The sequence below is a fragment of the Haloarcula sp. CBA1127 genome, assembly GCF_001485575.1.
Classification (GTDB): Archaea; Halobacteriota; Halobacteria; order Halobacteriales; family Haloarculaceae; genus Haloarcula.
Map to the genome: position 1 here is coordinate 1,904,385 of NZ_BCNB01000006.1, position 16,473 is coordinate 1,920,857.

The 16,473-nt window shown below is 62.2% G+C and carries 16 protein-coding genes; 11 read left to right on the forward strand and 5 right to left on the reverse strand.

Annotation, left to right across the window (positions count from 1 at the left end; translation table 11 throughout):
* Positions 1-58 precede the first annotated feature (58 nt).
* Positions 59-787: a ribosome assembly factor SBDS gene (locus tag AV059_RS14280; RefSeq protein ID WP_058995435.1), complete on the forward strand. Its 729-nt coding sequence runs from the start codon at positions 59-61 to the stop codon at positions 785-787.
* A gap of 15 nt (positions 788-802) precedes the next feature.
* Here the strand turns inward: AV059_RS14280 and AV059_RS14285 are convergent, their stop codons facing one another.
* Complete coding sequence (locus AV059_RS14285; protein ID WP_004960824.1) at positions 803-1,150, reverse strand: FUN14 domain-containing protein; 348 nt, start codon at positions 1,148-1,150, stop codon at positions 803-805.
* Positions 1,151-1,354: 204 nt separating this feature from the next.
* On the opposite strand from AV059_RS14285, the gene katG reads away from it, so the two are divergent.
* Positions 1,355-3,550, forward strand: a complete 2,196-nt coding sequence (gene katG, locus AV059_RS14290) for a catalase/peroxidase HPI (protein WP_058995437.1) — start codon at positions 1,355-1,357, stop codon at positions 3,548-3,550.
* 184 nt (positions 3,551-3,734) lie between these two features.
* Positions 3,735-5,045, forward strand: a complete 1,311-nt coding sequence (gene hflX, locus AV059_RS14295) for a GTPase HflX (RefSeq protein WP_058995439.1) — start codon at positions 3,735-3,737, stop codon at positions 5,043-5,045.
* 7 nt (positions 5,046-5,052) lie between these two features.
* Here hflX and AV059_RS14300 read toward each other — a convergent pair whose 3' ends face one another.
* The 3 genes from AV059_RS14300 to AV059_RS14310 are packed head-to-tail and all read right to left on the reverse strand — an operon-like array spanning position 5,053 to position 7,779.
* Entirely contained in the window at positions 5,053-6,495 is a 1,443-nt protein-coding gene (locus tag AV059_RS14300) for a bifunctional ADP-dependent NAD(P)H-hydrate dehydratase/NAD(P)H-hydrate epimerase (RefSeq protein ID WP_058995441.1), read from the reverse strand.
* A gap of 46 nt (positions 6,496-6,541) precedes the next feature.
* A complete protein-coding gene (locus AV059_RS14305; protein WP_079990772.1) occupies positions 6,542-6,865 on the reverse strand; it encodes an acylphosphatase in 324 nt (107 codons plus the stop codon).
* A 5-nt stretch (positions 6,866-6,870) separates the two neighbouring features.
* Positions 6,871-7,779: a DNA-3-methyladenine glycosylase gene (locus AV059_RS14310; protein ID WP_058995446.1), complete on the reverse strand. Its 909-nt coding sequence runs from the start codon at positions 7,777-7,779 to the stop codon at positions 6,871-6,873.
* Between the two features lie 250 nt (positions 7,780-8,029).
* On the opposite strand from AV059_RS14310, the gene AV059_RS14315 reads away from it, so the two are divergent.
* Entirely contained in the window at positions 8,030-8,503 is a 474-nt protein-coding gene (locus tag AV059_RS14315; protein WP_058995448.1) for a DUF555 domain-containing protein, read from the forward strand.
* Between the two features lie 138 nt (positions 8,504-8,641).
* Here the strand turns inward: AV059_RS14315 and AV059_RS14320 are convergent, their stop codons facing one another.
* On the reverse strand, positions 8,642-8,878 hold the full coding sequence (locus AV059_RS14320) for a UPF0058 family protein (protein ID WP_004592453.1): 237 nt from the start codon (positions 8,876-8,878) through the stop codon (positions 8,642-8,644).
* Between the two features lie 284 nt (positions 8,879-9,162).
* Between AV059_RS14320 and AV059_RS14325 the strand changes: the two genes are divergently transcribed.
* The 7 genes from AV059_RS14325 to AV059_RS14355 all read left to right on the forward strand — a co-directional run bounded on the left by AV059_RS14325 (position 9,163) and on the right by AV059_RS14355 (position 16,437).
* Positions 9,163-9,996 (forward strand): VOC family protein, encoded by an 834-nt coding sequence (locus AV059_RS14325; RefSeq protein WP_058995450.1) that lies wholly within the window; start codon positions 9,163-9,165, stop codon positions 9,994-9,996.
* A gap of 166 nt (positions 9,997-10,162) precedes the next feature.
* Positions 10,163-10,801 carry an alpha/beta hydrolase gene (locus AV059_RS14330; RefSeq protein ID WP_058995451.1) on the forward strand — a complete coding sequence of 213 codons (639 nt, stop codon included), beginning with the start codon at positions 10,163-10,165 and terminating at the stop codon, positions 10,799-10,801.
* A gap of 109 nt (positions 10,802-10,910) precedes the next feature.
* Positions 10,911-12,026, forward strand: coding sequence for a DUF3179 domain-containing protein (locus tag AV059_RS14335; protein ID WP_058995454.1), 1,116 nt, complete (start codon positions 10,911-10,913; stop codon positions 12,024-12,026).
* A complete protein-coding gene (locus AV059_RS14340) occupies positions 12,016-12,630 on the forward strand; it encodes a hypothetical protein (RefSeq protein ID WP_058995456.1) in 615 nt (204 codons plus the stop codon). Before AV059_RS14335 ends, AV059_RS14340 begins: the two co-directional genes overlap by 11 nt.
* 122 nt (positions 12,631-12,752) lie before the next feature.
* Complete coding sequence (locus AV059_RS14345; protein WP_058995457.1) at positions 12,753-13,937, forward strand: VWA domain-containing protein; 1,185 nt, start codon at positions 12,753-12,755, stop codon at positions 13,935-13,937.
* Positions 13,938-13,993: 56 nt separating this feature from the next.
* Positions 13,994-15,232 (forward strand): FHA domain-containing serine/threonine-protein kinase, encoded by a 1,239-nt coding sequence (locus AV059_RS14350; protein WP_058995459.1) that lies wholly within the window; start codon positions 13,994-13,996, stop codon positions 15,230-15,232.
* Positions 15,229-16,437: a PP2C family serine/threonine-protein phosphatase gene (locus AV059_RS14355; protein WP_058995461.1), complete on the forward strand. Its 1,209-nt coding sequence runs from the start codon at positions 15,229-15,231 to the stop codon at positions 16,435-16,437. Before AV059_RS14350 ends, AV059_RS14355 begins: the two co-directional genes overlap by 4 nt.
* Positions 16,438-16,473 lie beyond the last annotated feature (36 nt).

Below are 16,473 nucleotides of genomic sequence, written 5' to 3' on the forward strand. Positions count from 1 at the left end.
AATTTTTCTGTCCGACCACGCAGTAAGGCCTTTAACTGGCCCACTGCTACCGACGGGTATGATATCGCTTGACGAGGCGGTGACGGCGCGCCTCGAATCCCACGGCCAACGGTTCGAGGTACTGGTGGATCCGGACGCTGCGCTGGCGATAAAACGTGATGACTTCGACGACGACCTCGAGGACGTTATCGCAGCGGAGGACGTGTTCGAGGACGCCTCGCGGGGGGACCGGCCGCCCGAGAATATGCTCGAAGAGGTGTTTGACACGACCGATCCGATGGCTATCATTCCCGAAGTCATCAAGCGGGGGGAGATTCAGATCACGGCCGACCAGCGCCGCGAGATGCAGGAACAAAAGCACAAACAGCTCATCCAGCGGATTACGCGTAACGCGGTCAACCCGCAGATGGATGATGCGCCACACCCGCCGGAGCGAATCGAATCTGCCCTCGAAGAAACGGATTTCAGAGTTGACCCGATGGAGCCCGTCGAGGCGCAGGTCGACGACGCCCTTGATGCGCTCCGGCCGGTCATCCCGATCCGGTTCGACGAGGTCACCGTCGCCGTGCAGGTCCCCGCGGACTACGCCGGAAGCGCACAGGCACAGATCAGACAGTTCGGCGACCTCGAACGCGAGGAGTGGCAGTCCGACGGCTCGTGGGTCGGCGTCATGACGTTCCCGGCCGGTCTGCAGAACGACTTCTATGACGTGGTGAACGAGCACACAAGCGGCGAGGCGGAGACCCAAATCATCAAAGACGAAGACGACATCAGTACACGCGGCTGACGCCCCGGCGTCGCGTTACCCCTTCTTGAATCCGACGAGGAAGCCAGCCGTGAAACCAGCGCTGACCGGCAGGGCCGAAAGCAGCGACGTGACCCAAGACGGCGGTTGCGTCGCCGCCGCGTTCCCGGCGGTGCCAGTCGCGTTCTGTGCGGCCCCGCCTATCGCGTTCCAGTTCACCTCGAGAATCCCGCGTGTCTCAAGGAACTTGAACAGCGCCAGCTCAATGCCGACGATGACGGCAATGAGCTTTGCGACCTTCTTTGCGGCGAACCCGATGATACCGCCGATAAGGCCGCCGCCACCGAATTCGAGGCCCATCTGCTGGAGGCCCAACCCATCTAGTTGGAGTACGAACTCACCCATACCGCGTACCTGACCGCCTGCTTTTAAATCCTTTGTGCTCCCTCTGGCGCATTCACTGTTATACACAGCTTCTGCTACAGAGATGTGGCATCGTTACTACCCGGGTGTCCCAAAGAATTCGGGGAGATATTTTTCACACGATGCTATTTCTTTACTCATATCCAAAGATTTGTATGCTGCCGACGAATCTTACTTACTGTTAAGATGGCAGAAACACCGAATTCCGATATGAGCGGCGCTTCAGGCGGACGGTCGCGGCGACCGAAATCTAACCAGGACTGGTGGCCAAGCAAGCTGAACCTCGATATTCTCGACCAGAACACCCGGGATGTCGGCCCGATGGAGGATGACTTTGATTACGCGGAGGAGTTCCAGAAACTCGACCTCGAAGCGGTGAAGTCGGATCTTGAAGAGCTGATGACGTCCTCGCAGGACTGGTGGCCGGCCGACTACGGCCACTACGGCCCGCTGTTCATCCGGATGGCCTGGCACAGTGCCGGGACGTACCGAACCGCTGACGGCCGCGGCGGCGCGGCGGGCGGGCGACAGCGTTTTGCACCGATCAACAGCTGGCCGGATAACGCGAACCTCGACAAGGCGCGACGGCTGCTCCTGCCGATCAAACAGAAATACGGCCGCAAGATCTCTTGGGCCGACCTGATGATTCTCGCAGGGAACGTCGCCATCGAGTCGATGGGATTCAAAACGTTCGGCTACGCCGGCGGCCGCGAGGACGCCTTCGAGGAAGATAAGGCTGTCAACTGGGGGCCGGAAGACGAGTTCGAGACCCAGGAGCGCTTCGACGAGCCGGGCGAGATACAGGAGGGGCTCGGTGCCTCCGTGATGGGTCTCATCTACGTGAACCCGGAAGGACCGGACGGTAACCCGGACCCCGAGGCGTCGGCGAAGAACATCCGGCAGACGTTCGACCGGATGGCGATGAACGACAAGGAGACGGCCGCACTCATCGCCGGCGGGCACACGTTCGGGAAAGTCCACGGCGCTGACGACCCCGAAGAGAACCTCGGTCCCGAGCCGGAAGCGGCCCCAATCGAGCAGCAGGGCCTCGGCTGGCAAAACGAGAACGGGAACAGCAAGGGCGGCGAGATGATCACGAGCGGTATCGAAGGGCCGTGGACCCAGTCGCCGACCGAGTGGGACATGGGCTACATCAACAACCTGCTCGATTACGAGTGGGAGCCGGAGAAGGGTCCCGGCGGCGCGTGGCAGTGGGCACCGAAAAGCGAGGAGCTGAAAAACAGCGTACCGGACGCACACGACCCGTCGGAGACGCAGACGCCGATGATGCTCACGACGGACATCGCCCTGAAGCGAGACCCGGACTACCGAGAGGTCATGGAGACCTTCCAGGAGAACCCGATGGAGTTCGGGATGAACTTCGCAAAGGCCTGGTACAAGCTGACCCACCGCGACATGGGGCCGCCCGAGCGGTTCCTTGGTCCGGAGGTTCCTGACGAGGAGATGATCTGGCAGGACCCGCTCCCGGACGCTGACTACAGCCTCATCGGGGACGCCGAAATCGCCGAGCTCAAGGAAGAAATCCTCGACTCGGATCTCTCCATCACCCAGCTCGTCAAGACAGCCTGGGCGTCGGCATCGACCTACCGCGACAGCGACAAGCGCGGCGGCGCCAATGGCGCTCGTCTCCGACTCGAACCCCAGAAAAACTGGGAAGTCAACGAGCCGGAGCAACTGGAGACGGTTCTGGGGACGCTCGAAAACATCCAGACGGAGTTCAACGACTCGCGCTCCGACGGGACGCAGGTCTCGCTTGCTGACCTGATCGTGTTGGGCGGCAACGCGGCCGTCGAGCAGGCGGCAGCGAACGCCGGCTACGACGTCGAGATCCCGTTCGAACCCGGCCGCGTCGATGCGGGACCGGAACACACCGACGCCCCTTCCTTCGACGCTCTCAAGCCGAAGGTCGACGGGGTCCGGAACTACATTCAGGACGACATCACGCGACCGGCGGAGGAAGTGCTGGTCGACAACGCGGACCTGCTGAACCTGACGGCCTCGGAACTGACAGCCCTGATCGGTGGGATGCGGTCGATCGGTGCGAACTATCAGGACACCGACCTCGGCGTCTTCACCGACGAGCCGGAGACGCTGACCAACGACTTCTTCGTGAACCTACTCGACATGGGCACGGAGTGGGAGCCGGCAGCGGACTCGGAACACCGATATAAGGGTCTCGACCGCGACACCGGCGAGGTCAAGTGGGAAGCCACACGCATCGACCTCATCTTCGGCTCGAACGACCGGCTCCGGGCCATCTCGGAAGTCTACGGCTCTGCCGACGCGGAAGAGAAGCTCGTCCACGACTTCGTGGATACGTGGAGCAAGGTCATGAAGCTCGACCGCTTCGACCTCGAATAAGCCGGAGCGAACGCCACCGCTGTGGTGGCTGTCTCAGATATCGCGAGACAGAACGGGCAAAGGTTAGCAATCGACCGCCGCTGCGCTTCAGTATCTGCCATTTTACCGCTTTCCGCCGGCGCACTGGCCGTTACTGCGAGCCGCCCGGGGGGTTAAATAATCGGACGCCGTATCTTCACAACGAGTGACGGCGACACACACCACCGAACGAGCGGTCATCGCGAAGCGCGTCGACAGTGGCACCGCCGACACCGAAGAGATCCGGGACCTTGCCCGGGCGGCCGGGTACGATGTCGTCGGCGAAGTGACACAGACCAGAACGGAGGACCCAGCGTACCACCTCGGCGAGGGGAAGGTAACGCGACTGAGCAACGCGGTCGCCCGTGAAGAGGCTGCTGTCGTCATCTTCGACAACCAGCTCGGCCCGTACCAGACGTACAACATCGGGAACGAACTCCCCGAACGAGTGCGCGTCATCGACCGTTTCCGGCTCATCCTCGAAATCTTCGGCCAGCGAGCCCAGACTCGAAAGGCCCAGCTGCAGGTCGAACTCGCGGAGCTACGCTATGAACTCCCGCGTGCCGAGGCCAAGGCGAGCCTAGCCAAACGCGACGAGCGCCCGGGGTTCATGGGCCTCGGCGAGTACGACGAGTCCCGCGAAGAGGACATCAAAAAGCAGATCGCCAACATCCGGGACGAGCTGGAATCCATCGAGGAGACCGAGCGACACCGTCGGGAACAGCGCCGGGAGTCCGGCTTCGACCTCGTTGCCCTCGCCGGCTACACCAACGCTGGAAAATCAACACTCCTGCGCCGCCTCGCTGATGACCTCGACGTGGACGAGAACGACGATCTCCACCCCGACCTCGACACTACGGCCGAGAGCGAGGACCGCCTGTTCACGACGCTCGGAACGACTACTCGCCGCGCCGAAGTCGGGAAGCGCGAGGTGCTTGTCACCGATACGGTGGGGTTCATTCAGGACCTCCCGCACTGGCTCGTCGAGTCGTTCAAGTCCACGCTGGGGTCGGTGTACCACGCCGACCTCGTCTTGCTCGTCGTCGATATTTCGGAGTCAGTCGAGGAGATCCGCGAGAAGTTGGTGACGAGCCACGACACGCTGTACGAGCGCAACGAGGCCCCGATCGTCACGGTCCTCAACAAGACGGATATGGTCGACGACGAGGAGGTCCGTCGCAAGAAAGACGCACTCTCGTCGCTGGCCCCGAACCCCGTCGCCGTCAGCGCCAAACAGGGGCTCAACATCGACGACCTGGCGGACCGCATTGATCACGAACTGCCGGACTACGAACGAGAGCGGCTCGTGCTTCCGATGACCGACGATACGATGAGCCTCGTCTCGTGGATTCACGATCACGCCAGCGTCGAGACCGTCGATTACGGCGACCAGGTGGTCATCGAGTTCGAAGCGCGGCCGGCCATCATCGAGCAGTCCCGGGCGAAAGCGGGGGACTTGGTCGGTGCGTCGGCCTGACTACGGCCTACGGTTCTGCTTCTCGCTGCCACAGGACGCTCGGTATCTCGTCTAGCAGGTCCGTCGCGACCAGCCCGTAGCCGCGGTCGTCGACGACACGGTCGCCGACGCTGCCGACAGTGTAGGCGGCAATAGCGGCCGCATCAAGTGGGTCCTGCACGGAGGCGAGTGCGCCCGTCACACCTGCGAGCACGTCACCGGTTCCGCCGACCGTCATCCCCGGATTGCCCGTCCGGCCGACGCGGGTCTGCTCGCCGTCGGAGACGATGTCGTACGGGCCTTTGACCAGCAGCGTCTGGCCGACCTCCGATGCGAAGGATTCTACGAGGTCCGCTCGTTCTCGCCAGTCTTCGGCGGTCTCACCACCCATACCGAGCAGTTCGCCCTGGTGGGGCGTACAGACGAGTTCTGCGTCCGTTTCGATGTCCGGGACCACTGACAGGGCGTCGGCGTCGACAACGGCCGTTCCCTCGAACCCGGACAGCAGGTCCCCAACCGCTTCTAGCGTCGCGTCGGCATCCCCGAGCCCCGGTCCGACAATCAGGGTGTCGTGGTCTGCCGCCAGTTCGGCGAGGCGGTCGACGTGCGGCGGCGCGAGGTGATCCCCGTCGAAGGGTCTGAGGATGAGGTTCTCGCTGTAGGACTGGATCTCGCGAGCGACGACAGCGGGGCAGGCGACTCGAACGAGGTCGGCCCCGCCTCTGAGTGCAGCCTGTGCGGAAAGCGCCGGCGCACCGGTGTACGGACCGCCGCCGACGACCAGCACTTCGCCGTTGTCGCCCTTGTGGCTCGCGGGGTCACGTTCGAGCCGGGTGAGGTCGCCCCGCTCGATGAACAACTCCGCTGCGTCGGGGATGCCGATGTCAGCGACTGTGACTGGTACGTCGAGGTCCGGCAGGCCGGGCTTGGTGTCGTGAAACGTGACGACGTGATCGGCGTCGACGGCGTTCTCGGCCAGCCGCCCCGTTTCGGCGTCGAGGCCGGACGGGACATCCACAGAGAGGACGGTCGCGCCGCTCTCGTTCATCGCTTGAGCGGCTGTTGCCGCTGGTTCCCGGAGATCGCCGTCGATACCCGTGCCCAGCATCGCGTCGACAACGATGTCGGGTGTTCCGAGGTCCAGCGCTGCGGAATCCGTGACCGTCTCTGCCGGATACTCTGCGTGCTGGAGCGCATCCCAGTTCTCCCTGGCGATTGTCGTCGAAATAGCGCCCGGACGGCCCAACAGGAGGACGCGGAGGTCGTAGTCGTCGAGAAAGCGGGCGGCGACGAGCGCGTCCCCGCCGTTGTTTCCCCGTCCGGCGACGATAGTGACCTGGTCGCCGGGGTCAGCGATGGTACGGACCGCCTGTGCGACGGCGTGTCCGGACGACTCCATCAACTGCTTGCGCGGGACGCCGAGCGCAGCGGCGTTCTCATCGACGACACCTATTTCGGAGCCGGTGAGCATAGCCGCGGGTTCGCTCGCCAGTGAAGTAACTCTACGGGACGGCGGCCTACCAGCGGACCTCGAAGCCGTCGACACCCTCCGGGTCCTCGTCCTCGATTTCGACGTCGGTCACGTTCGCGCGTTCGCTCCCCTCGTGGCAGAACTCGATCATCGCCTCAACGTCGGCTTCAGGGCCTTCGAACACCGCTTCGACGCGGCCGTCGTCGAGATTGCGGACCCACCCGTCGACTCCCTGGTCCTGTGCGCGCTCCCGCGTGGTCGCTCTGTAATAGACGCCCTGAACACGACCGGAGACGAACACGTGTGCTCGCGTGCGAGCCATATCCGAGGGTTTGCTGGCGGACTCCGTTATACTGTCGCCTTCCGCCACGCGTGTCAGTCCTCGTTGCTGCCCGTTCGGAGGTAATGGAACAGATACGTCTGCGTGTAGCCGGCGTACTCACCACCCAGTGCTGCCCGGATAGCCCGCGACGTATCGGCGTAGTTCCCTCGCTCGCATTCCGGATAGTACTCCTCGATTGTCGTTCGGATCCAGGTGTCTAGCGGGACCGCTTCGAGGTAGTCAAGCGAGAATAGCAACACGCAATCTGCGACCTTGTCGCCGACGCCGACGAAGCGGGTGAGCGATTCTCTGGCCTCCTCGTAGTCGAGGCCAACGGCTTCCTCGGGGTCGGCCTCGCCGCCTGCGACCATCTCCGCAGTGCGCTGGACGTACGGCGCGCGATAGCCCAGCCCGAGGTCCCGGAGTCGTTCCTCTGTTGTTTCGGCCAGTGCCGACGGCGTCGGATAGGCGTTGTACGTCCGCCCGTCGAACTCGACTGTTTCGCCGAACGCATCACGGAGTGCCTGCTGCATACTGTGTATTCGGGCGACACGCATCTGTGCCGAGCAGATGAACGAGATGAGGGACCCAAACGGAGGGTCCTGAACCAGTCGCATCCCCCAGAACCGATCGTAGGCTGACTGGACCACGTCGTCGTCCGGTGCCGTCTCCCGAATCGCGAAGAGATCGTCTTCAAGCCGAAGGAGTCGCCTGAGGTCGGTTTCGGCGTCGACTGTCGATTCCCATTCGAGCATCGCATCTCGCTGTCGGACGCGGATGACCTCCGGTGACCCATCGCGGCGGACTGTTGTCCAGTACCATGCGTCCCCACCAGTTGCCCCATCGCGCTGGTACATTTCGCCGTCATCGCGGTCCCAGAGGTAGGATTGCCCGCTCTCGACAGTTGCCTGCAAATCGATACCGCCTGCCAGCGACCCGACGTCGATGACGCCCTGTTCCATTGTCTGTGTGTACGGACCCGGAGGTAATGGCGTTACGAGTTCCGCTCACACTGGCGTTGCACGTGTACCAGCAGTTCAGGAACCGCAGTTGTCTTACCTGTCACTGGTTTTGTCGTCGTGACGTTTTGGAGTGCTCGTGTGTGTCCCGCTCGATTGGGCGCTCCGCCTCTCTGGCTCTCGATATCCGTCGCGTGTGGTACACACTGGTTCAGGGCTAACCTTCATTATATTGGGAAACAAACATACTGGCATGAATTGCCGAGTTGTTGTTGAGGCCGCAGTCCCAGTGTATGATGTGGCATCTGCGGACGAGGCAGTTCGCATCGCCATCTCGAAGACGGGGGAAATGCTGAACCCCGACCTCAACTACGTCGAGATCAATATGGGCGACCGGCACTGCCCGCACTGCGGCGAGACACTGGAACCGGCTTTTCTCGCGGCAGATGAGAGTCTCGTCGCACTCGAACTGGAGATGACCGTCTTCAACGTCGAACGGGACGAACACGCCGCCCGGATCGCCCGCAAGGAGATCGGGCAACGGCTCGAAAACATCCCGCTCGACGTGCTCGAAATCGAAGAGATTCCAGAGGAGTCAGACGAGACGGCAGAAGACGAGTCCTCGTCCGAAGAGTCGGCAACCGAGACCGACGACCTGCCAGCGGACCAGTCAGAGGACAAATCGGACGACGTGTTACCCGAGTTCGAGGAATTAATCGACGAGTAAGCACAGCCACCGAGCGGCAGGGAAATCTCTGTGCTGCACTCTCGACGTATTGCAACTCTGATATATGTCTGACAGCGGTTATACGGTCACTAATTGCAGTGCTGGTCGGGAGAACTGCGTAGAAACTACGGAGAACCGTTAGTCCGCGGCGGCAGAAACAGGCTCTTTGGTTTCGTCAGCCATTTCGGAGGCAATACCGTCAGCAATCGCAAAGACAGCGGCCTTGTGGTCTGTTTTCGACTTGTGAATCGATGTCGGCTTGACACCCAGTTCCTCGTATTCGTCGTGGTCCACTTCTGTCCCGGATTCGGCTTCGTAGTGGTTCTGTACCTGTGCAAGCAGGCCGTGAAGGTGGATGAGCTCCTGCTTTTTCATAGTCAACCCAAGGTAACAACTCGAAGGTTATAGTACTACTCTGATGAAGGTTAACACACGGCCCTGCTAGTAATACGTAATAGTTCATGAATAATTCCTGGCACGGAGTATATTCTGAGATTTTTACACTAAATTTTACTATTCTCTAAAGACACTGTCGCGTGCTAGCAACGCACTATCCCTCGATGACGGACTGCACCGACTCGAACACTGCCGACTCAAACTCGTTGCGGGTGTCTACGGCTGGCACCCAGAATTATGGGCTGTCTATGCCTGCTATCGATATGGACCAGGCAACTCTCCCATCAGAAACCGAGATCGGCCGGGTGGCCCTGACCGTTGCTGACTTACCACCTACTGTCGATTTCTACCGTGATGTTGTCGGCCTCCACGTCCTACACTCAGACGACGACTGGACGATACTCGGTGCGGGTGGACAGGAACTGCTGATCCTGAACCATCGGCCAGACGCACCAGCGAGAGGTTCTGCCGGGACCGGGCTGTATCACGTCGCGTTTCGCGTTCCATCGCAAGCGGCGCTGGGTGACGCATTCCAGCGTATCAACTCGGAGTGGACACTCGACGGCGCATCGGACCACGGTGTCAGCGAGGCGCTGTACCTGTCGGACCCGGACGGGAACGGCGTCGAGATCTATCGGGACTTTCCGCGGGCATCGTGGAGTGAGGCACCGTCGGGGCACGTCGAAATGGTGACAGAGCCCCTCGATACGCAGTCAGTCGCGGCTGCTGCGACCGGCGAACAGTCGATGCCCGCCAGGTCCGATATTGGACACGCACATCTGGAGGTTTCGTCAGTGGAGACAGCCCGGTCGTTCTACGCCAACGCACTCGGACTGCGCGTCAGGGCCACGTACGACGGCGCGGTGTTCCTGGCGGCTGGTGACTACCACCACCACATCGGGGCCAACGTCTGGCAGCAGCGGTCCAGGCCCCACACCGGGCAGGGACTGGCGTGGTTTGAGATTCGACTCCCCGACGAAGCGACTCTTGAGGCGGCAGAGAAGCGCCTCCGTCAGTCCGACTATGCTGTCGCGGAAACCGATGCCGGTCTCACAGTGCACGACGGCGACGACATCGAACTCCGCCTGCGAACCTGAATACGGGACATTTCGACCGATTGACCGAAGTGCCAACTCAAGTGTCTTCACGCGCTATCTGGAGTATGCACACGACACGGTGGCTGACTACGGTGGCCGGGCGAACTGTAGGAGAAACCGACTGCGCGGGCGTGACAGGTCGCAGCCGACGACCGGAAGGAGAGCGATGAGCGGCCCCCATCAGGGCCAGCAGCTCGTGACCGCGGGAACCGCGCTGCCGGAGGCGAGTGCGGCGGCAGTGCTGGTCCATGGACGGGGTGCGACTGCCCGGAGCATCGTCCAGATGGGGGCAGAGTTCCAGCAGGACGGCCTGGCTCTGCTCGCCCCACAGGCCGCGCGGAACACCTGGTATCCGAACTCCTTCCTTTCGCCGGTCGAGCAGAACGAACCCGGGCGGACATCGGGACTGCAGACTATCGAGGACGCCGTCACGGAGGCCGAGGAAGCCGGGATTCCAACCGACCACGTGCTTGTTCTGGGCTTCTCCCAGGGGGCCTGTCTCGCCAGCGAGTTCGTCGCCCGTAACCCACAGCGCTACGGCGGGCTCGTGGCTCTCAGTGGCGGCCTCATCGGCGAGACCATCGACGAAAGCGAGTACGAGGGCGACATCGAGGAGACGCCGGTGTTCCTGGGCTGTAGCGACGTCGACCCGCACATTCCCGAAGAGCGCGTTCACGTCACGGCCTCGGTCTTCGAGCAACTGAACGGGGACGTGGAGGAACGCATCTACGAGGGGATGGGCCACGGCGTGAACGAGGACGAACTGGCGTACGTCTCGTCGCTGACCGCTGGCCTCGTCAATTAGGCGGTCCGACCGCTGGCACGTTCACCGAAAAACCTCTCGATGAGTGGCCCAACAGGGAGTTACCGGCCCCTCACCGCGAGGTTTAGTGGTTGGGAATATCACACATAGCATGAGGATTTCCCGCCGACGGTTTCTCGCCACAGTTGGGGCCGGTGTGACGCTCGGCGGCGCAGGCTGTGTTGGGGATGACGGTGCTACTGCTGGAGCGGGCTCGGAACCCGACTCCAGTACTGGAACCAGCGCGGCATCGACGGTAACCGATCGGAACGACAGACCAGAACCGCCCACAACTGATAGCCACCTGCATCTGGATTACGAGACTGGGACACTCGAAGAGAATATCGTCAGCGGTGGTGTTCCAAAAGATGGGATTCCAGCCATCGACGACCCGACGTTTGCGGATACGCCCCCGGACGGATTAGCTCCGGACGACCCAGTATTCGGCGTGGTCCGCGACGGCGAGGCGAAAGCCTATCCCCAGTACATACTCGTCCATCACGAGATCGTGAACGACACCATTGCCGGCGACGCCGTCGCTGTGACGTACTGTCCGCTGACGGGCACCGCACAGGGGTTCGAGCGTGGCCCGGTAGAGTTCGGCGTGTCCGGACGGCTGGTAAACTCGAATTTGACGATGTACGACCGGGGCACCGATAGCTGGTGGCCACAGATGCTCGCGACGGCAATTACAGGCCCACTAACTGGCGAGTCGCTGCGTGAGTTCCGGGTCACCTGGACAACGTGGAGCCACTGGTCCGGCGTCTATCCGGAGACGCGCATCCTCACCGAAGACACGGGGTTCTCGCGGCGCTATGGCGTTGACCCGTACGGCCAGTACAACGAGAACCGCGGCTACTATTCGAGTACGCGAACGCTGTTTGAGCCCTTGCAGAGCGACAGTCGTGCTCACCCAAAAGCCGTAGTCATCGGAACCCGGACGGAAACCGGGGCACTCGCATTCGACAAGGAAACACTGCTGGATCAGCGCGTGCTGACCGGCCGTATCGACGACACGCCGCACGTCGCGGTCGCCGATACCGACCTCGCAACCGGCTACGTGTACGCGAACCCAGAACCGATGTCAGTTGCGGCGTCGGACGACGGCTACATGATCGACGGGACGGCACATGACGCCGATTCCCTTCCGCTGGACCGCACGCTGTCTTTCGACGCGATGTGGTTCGCCTGGGCCGGCTTCTATCCGGAGAGTGGGTATGTCAACTGACAGCCCGACCGACGGGGTAGGTGTGGTTGCCAGCACCCAGCGCCTGTTTCGGAACACTGTGGTTGCGGTCAGCGGGGCACTCAGCCGCCGTGACGGACGGGTGTCTCTGGGTGTGTCCGGACTGGCGTACTTCCTGCTGTATCTCGCTGGTCTCAGACATCTCGGTTTCGGCCCATCCGGATACGAGGTGTCTGTCGTCAGTAACCCGCTTACCCGTGCGTTCCGACAGGTCGGCCCGTTTCAGTGGGAACCGATTGCATTAGTGATCGTCGGCCCAGTCGAACTGCTCGTCGCGCCGCTGAATATGCTTCTCGGGGCAGTTCTGGCAGCGCTGGTCGGACTCAACCTCGCCGTCTCCGTCGTCGTGTGGCGCGGCCCATCGGCCTGCCGTCTCGGCCCGGGCGCAGGGGCTGTGTCGGGACTACCGGGACTGCTCTCCGGGTTCGCCTGCTGTGGGCCCACTATCCTGCTCGTTGTCGGCGTGCAGGCAAGCGCTGGGCTCCTCTCGCTGTTCCAGTGGCTCCTTCCCCTCACTGTCGTGGCACTGCTCGGAACCCTTCTCTGGGTCGGGAGCCGAGTCGAGACGGCGCAACAGGTCGCGTAGATAGTACCTACTACTGGGGGATAGATAGTAGCAACAGGCTACCGTCCAAGGTAGCGGTTGGAACTTTTTTTCCCTCGATTTGAGGGAAACATATAATTACTCCGTACGACCCATCTACCAGTATGACCGCTACTGTCGTGAGCGAGGTCAACCGACCCTACGTGCCGACGGGCGGGGCGAAACTGACTGCTGAAATCGAAGTTGAGCCCGGTCAGCTGGAGGAACCACCCACGCGACAGATTGCCCTCTGTATCGACGCCAGTGGGTCGATGGCCGGTAACGACATCGAGCAGGCGCGCGCGGGTGCGGAGTGGGTGTTTGGGCTGCTCGACGAGGAGGATTACATCTCGATCATCGCCTTCGACAACGAGGTCACGACGGTACTTGCGCCGACGCGGTGGGGGACGATTTCGCGCGACACGGCAGTGGACGCGGTCGCTGACATCTCCGCTGGCGGGGGCACTGATATGTACAGCGGCCTGCTGGAAGCGAAGGCATCCCTGCAGGATCTACCGACCGACGATAACACGGCCCGGCGAGTCTTGCTTCTCTCCGACGGGAAGGACAACTCCCACGACCCGGAAGCGTTCGGGACGCTAGCACGCGAAATCGACACCGAAGGTATCAGGATCAAGGCGGCCGGCATCGGGAGCGACTACCGCGAGGAGACGATCCGGACGCTCGGAACCGTTGCCCGCGGCGAGTGGACACATCTGGACGCCGCCGGTGACATCGAGTCGTTCTTCGGCGACGCAGTCGAGGAGGCCGGGACCGTTGTCGCTCCTGACGCCCGTCTCGAACTTGACGTGTCCGACGGCGTCGAGGTGAGTGAGGTGTACCGCTCGCTCCCACAGACCCAGTCCGTGAACCCTGACTGGGAGGACAACACGGCCGTCGTGCCGCTGCCCGACCTGCTTGAGCGGGAGACCCAGCGGGTCGTGCTGAAGATACACGCCCCGGCCAATGACCCGCAGGACGCCGTGTCCCTGGCGGATGTCACGCTGCACGCCGGCGGCGAGACGACGCGGGAATCAATCACCGTCGACTACACCGACGACGAGGCGAAACTGGCCGAGCACAACGAACAGGTCGACGTGGACCACCGACAGACCGTTATCAAGACCGAACTCGGCAAGGGCAACGTTGCCGAAGCCCAGACGCAACTGGAGCGGATGACGCGCATCCACGGCGAGGATACCGAGGCCGTCGAGACAGCCGAACGGGAGACGCGCATCGTGATGGAAGGCGGACGCAAGGAGCAAAACAAGGCGACGAAAATCGTCACCGACGAGGGTATCCAGAAGTGACCGTCCCGATCTGTGGTGTCAGCAGGGCCGCTACTGGCCGGAGAAACGGGTGATTCATGAACTGGGAACCTGAGAGCGGTGATGTCATCGCCGGCCAGTACGAGCTTGAGGAGTTCCTCGGCAAGGGGGGGTTCGCAAAGGCGTTCCGCGCTACAGACATCGACAGCGGCGAGTCGGTCGCCGTCAAGTACCCCAACTACACCGAATCCCAGAACGACCCCGACATCATCGAGGAGTACTTCAAAAAGGAGGTCGGCTCACTGGAACGCATCCGCCGGGCCGGCGGGCACGAGAACGTGATGGATTACTACGACCAGGTCACAGAGCGTGACGTTCCATTTCTGGTCGTCCAGTTGATCGTCGACGGAATCGAACTCGACGAAGTCATCGACCAGCACGGCCCGATCGACGACAGCGAGCAGGTCCGCCAGATCGGCATCGATCTCTGTGACGCGATGGGCTTTCTTCACGAGAACGAGATCGTCTACCGGGACCTGAAACCGGAGAACGTGATGCTTACGCCTGACATCACGCCCACACTAATCGATTTCAATACGGCGACGGGCTTCGATGCGACCGAGGACCCGTCCTCCGGGAACACCGGGACGACGATTCTGGGGCCGTTCAAGCCCCGGGAAGTCGCCGAGGCCAGTCGAACCGACGTTCGGCAGGGTCCCTGGTCGGACGTGTATTCTATCGGCAAAATACTCTTGTTCCTGCTCAAGGGGAGCGTCCCGAAAAAGGACGGCGTGAACCCGCAGGCGTTCGGGGCCGACTGCGACGATTATCTGGCCGAAATCGTCGAACGGGCCACGCAGTCACACTACCGTGACCGATACCGGAACGCCACGGTCCTCAAAGAGGTCCTCGAACGGCGAGATCCGACGCCGCCCGCGACGGCGTCGGTGACGTATATACAGGCGGACAGGCAGTTCACCGTCGAACCGGGCGACACCATTGGGCGACAGGGCGCGAGCGGTCCCCCGGCATCGATAACAATCGAAGACCCACAGGGGGAGTACATCTCCTCCGTGCAAGTACAGTTCGATATCGAGGACGGCGAGTGGTCCCTTCACGACCGGAGCCTCAACGGGACGTTCGTCCAGAAAGGGGCCGGTTGGCAGCGGGTCCTTTCTGAACCCGGACGCAACCGGCTGCGCTCCGAGGGCGAGGACCCGACTGACAGACACGGCAACGTGCCCCCCGAGTCGGTGACACTCACTGACGGCGATCTGGTATCGCTGGTTCATCCGACCTACGGGGTTACGTTCGAGTTCCATCCGGAGGAGTCATGAGATACAGCACGAACTACGACATCGGCGACAGGAAGCGAGGGCAGGGAATCAACGAGGACAGCGTCTCGCTGACGGTGTTCGAGGAGGGCCATCGGGACGGCTACCGCGGGCAAGACAGACCGCAGTCGCAGGACCCGACCACAGCAGACGACGGCGAGGCGGCGGACGTGACCGACGAGCCAGCCGATACTGAGACGACAGCGGATACCGATGACGACACGGACACAGCTGACGCTGAGGACGCGGATACGTCCGGCGCTGATGACAGCGGACTCCCGATGAACCGCTCGGCCGGCGTGTTCGTGGTCGCTGACGGGGCCGGTGGGCACGACGCCGGCGACATCGCGTCGTACATCACGACGACTATCGTGGCCGAACAGCTTGCTCCCGTGGCGATCCGGACGGCCCGGAGCTATCCCGGGGGCTTTGATGTCGATGTGGCCCGTGATGTCCTGCCGGACCCACCCGGTGAGCGGGAACTCGAAACTGCCGTGGCGGAGGCGATGACAGCGGCCCACCGCGAGATCATCCGGTACGCAAGTGAGACCGGGACACAGTCCTACACGACGGTTGTCGCGGGGATCTACGCCGACGGCAAACTCCATTACGGCTGGGTCGGTGATAGCCGGGCCTACGTTGTCAACAGTGCCCGTGAGACGATTTCGCCGTTGACCAGAGACCACGCCGTTGTTCAAGAGTGGGTCGACAGCGACGAGATCGACCCTGTGGAGGCACATGTCCACCCCAACGGGAACGAAATCACACGCGCACTAGGCGGGTCCGGCTACGAGGACCCCGACGAGGCGACTGTCGGGGTGGACACGCGAACGGTCAGGCTGTACGCGGAGGACACGGTGTTGGCGACCAGCGACGGACTCATTGACGCACAGACTGACGCGCCGGAGCTGTACGAAGAGTACGTCGATTCAGACCACGCCGATTCGGTGGCCGAGCGTATCCGCGACGAGGTTGTCACCGACGACGAGATCCGTGACGTGGTCCTCGATGCATCGTCCCTCGATGCGGCGAGTCAGGAGTTCGTGTCGCTGGCAAACGACCGCGGCGGGAAAGACAACATCTCCGTGCTCCTGTTTGCTGACAGTGCGCTCCCGAAAACACCGGAAAGCGGTGGGATGCCAGTTCGAGATATCGACCCTGACCTCGATATTTCCGAACGTGACACGGTGATTATGACAGACGAATAGAGAGAAAGTTTCGTGGGACAAGTATTTTATTTCTCG

Coding starts and splice junctions, on each gene's coding strand:
- AV059_RS14280 (WP_058995435.1), top strand. CDS start 59: ATGATATCGCTTGACGAGGCGGTGACGGCGCGCCTCGAATCCCACGGC.
- AV059_RS14285 (WP_004960824.1), bottom strand. CDS start 1,150: ATGGGTGAGTTCGTACTCCAACTAGATGGGTTGGGCCTCCAGCAGATG.
- katG (WP_058995437.1), top strand. CDS start 1,355: ATGGCAGAAACACCGAATTCCGATATGAGCGGCGCTTCAGGCGGACGG.
- AV059_RS14300 (WP_058995441.1), bottom strand. CDS start 6,495: ATGCTCACCGGCTCCGAAATAGGTGTCGTCGATGAGAACGCCGCTGCG.
- AV059_RS14310 (WP_058995446.1), bottom strand. CDS start 7,779: ATGGAACAGGGCGTCATCGACGTCGGGTCGCTGGCAGGCGGTATCGAT.
- AV059_RS14315 (WP_058995448.1), top strand. CDS start 8,030: ATGAATTGCCGAGTTGTTGTTGAGGCCGCAGTCCCAGTGTATGATGTG.
- AV059_RS14320 (WP_004592453.1), bottom strand. CDS start 8,878: ATGAAAAAGCAGGAGCTCATCCACCTTCACGGCCTGCTTGCACAGGTA.
- AV059_RS14325 (WP_058995450.1), top strand. CDS start 9,163: ATGGACCAGGCAACTCTCCCATCAGAAACCGAGATCGGCCGGGTGGCC.
- AV059_RS14330 (WP_058995451.1), top strand. CDS start 10,163: ATGAGCGGCCCCCATCAGGGCCAGCAGCTCGTGACCGCGGGAACCGCG.
- AV059_RS14335 (WP_058995454.1), top strand. CDS start 10,911: ATGAGGATTTCCCGCCGACGGTTTCTCGCCACAGTTGGGGCCGGTGTG.
- AV059_RS14340 (WP_058995456.1), top strand. CDS start 12,016: ATGTCAACTGACAGCCCGACCGACGGGGTAGGTGTGGTTGCCAGCACC.
- AV059_RS14345 (WP_058995457.1), top strand. CDS start 12,753: ATGACCGCTACTGTCGTGAGCGAGGTCAACCGACCCTACGTGCCGACG.
- AV059_RS14350 (WP_058995459.1), top strand. CDS start 13,994: ATGAACTGGGAACCTGAGAGCGGTGATGTCATCGCCGGCCAGTACGAG.
- AV059_RS14355 (WP_058995461.1), top strand. CDS start 15,229: ATGAGATACAGCACGAACTACGACATCGGCGACAGGAAGCGAGGGCAG.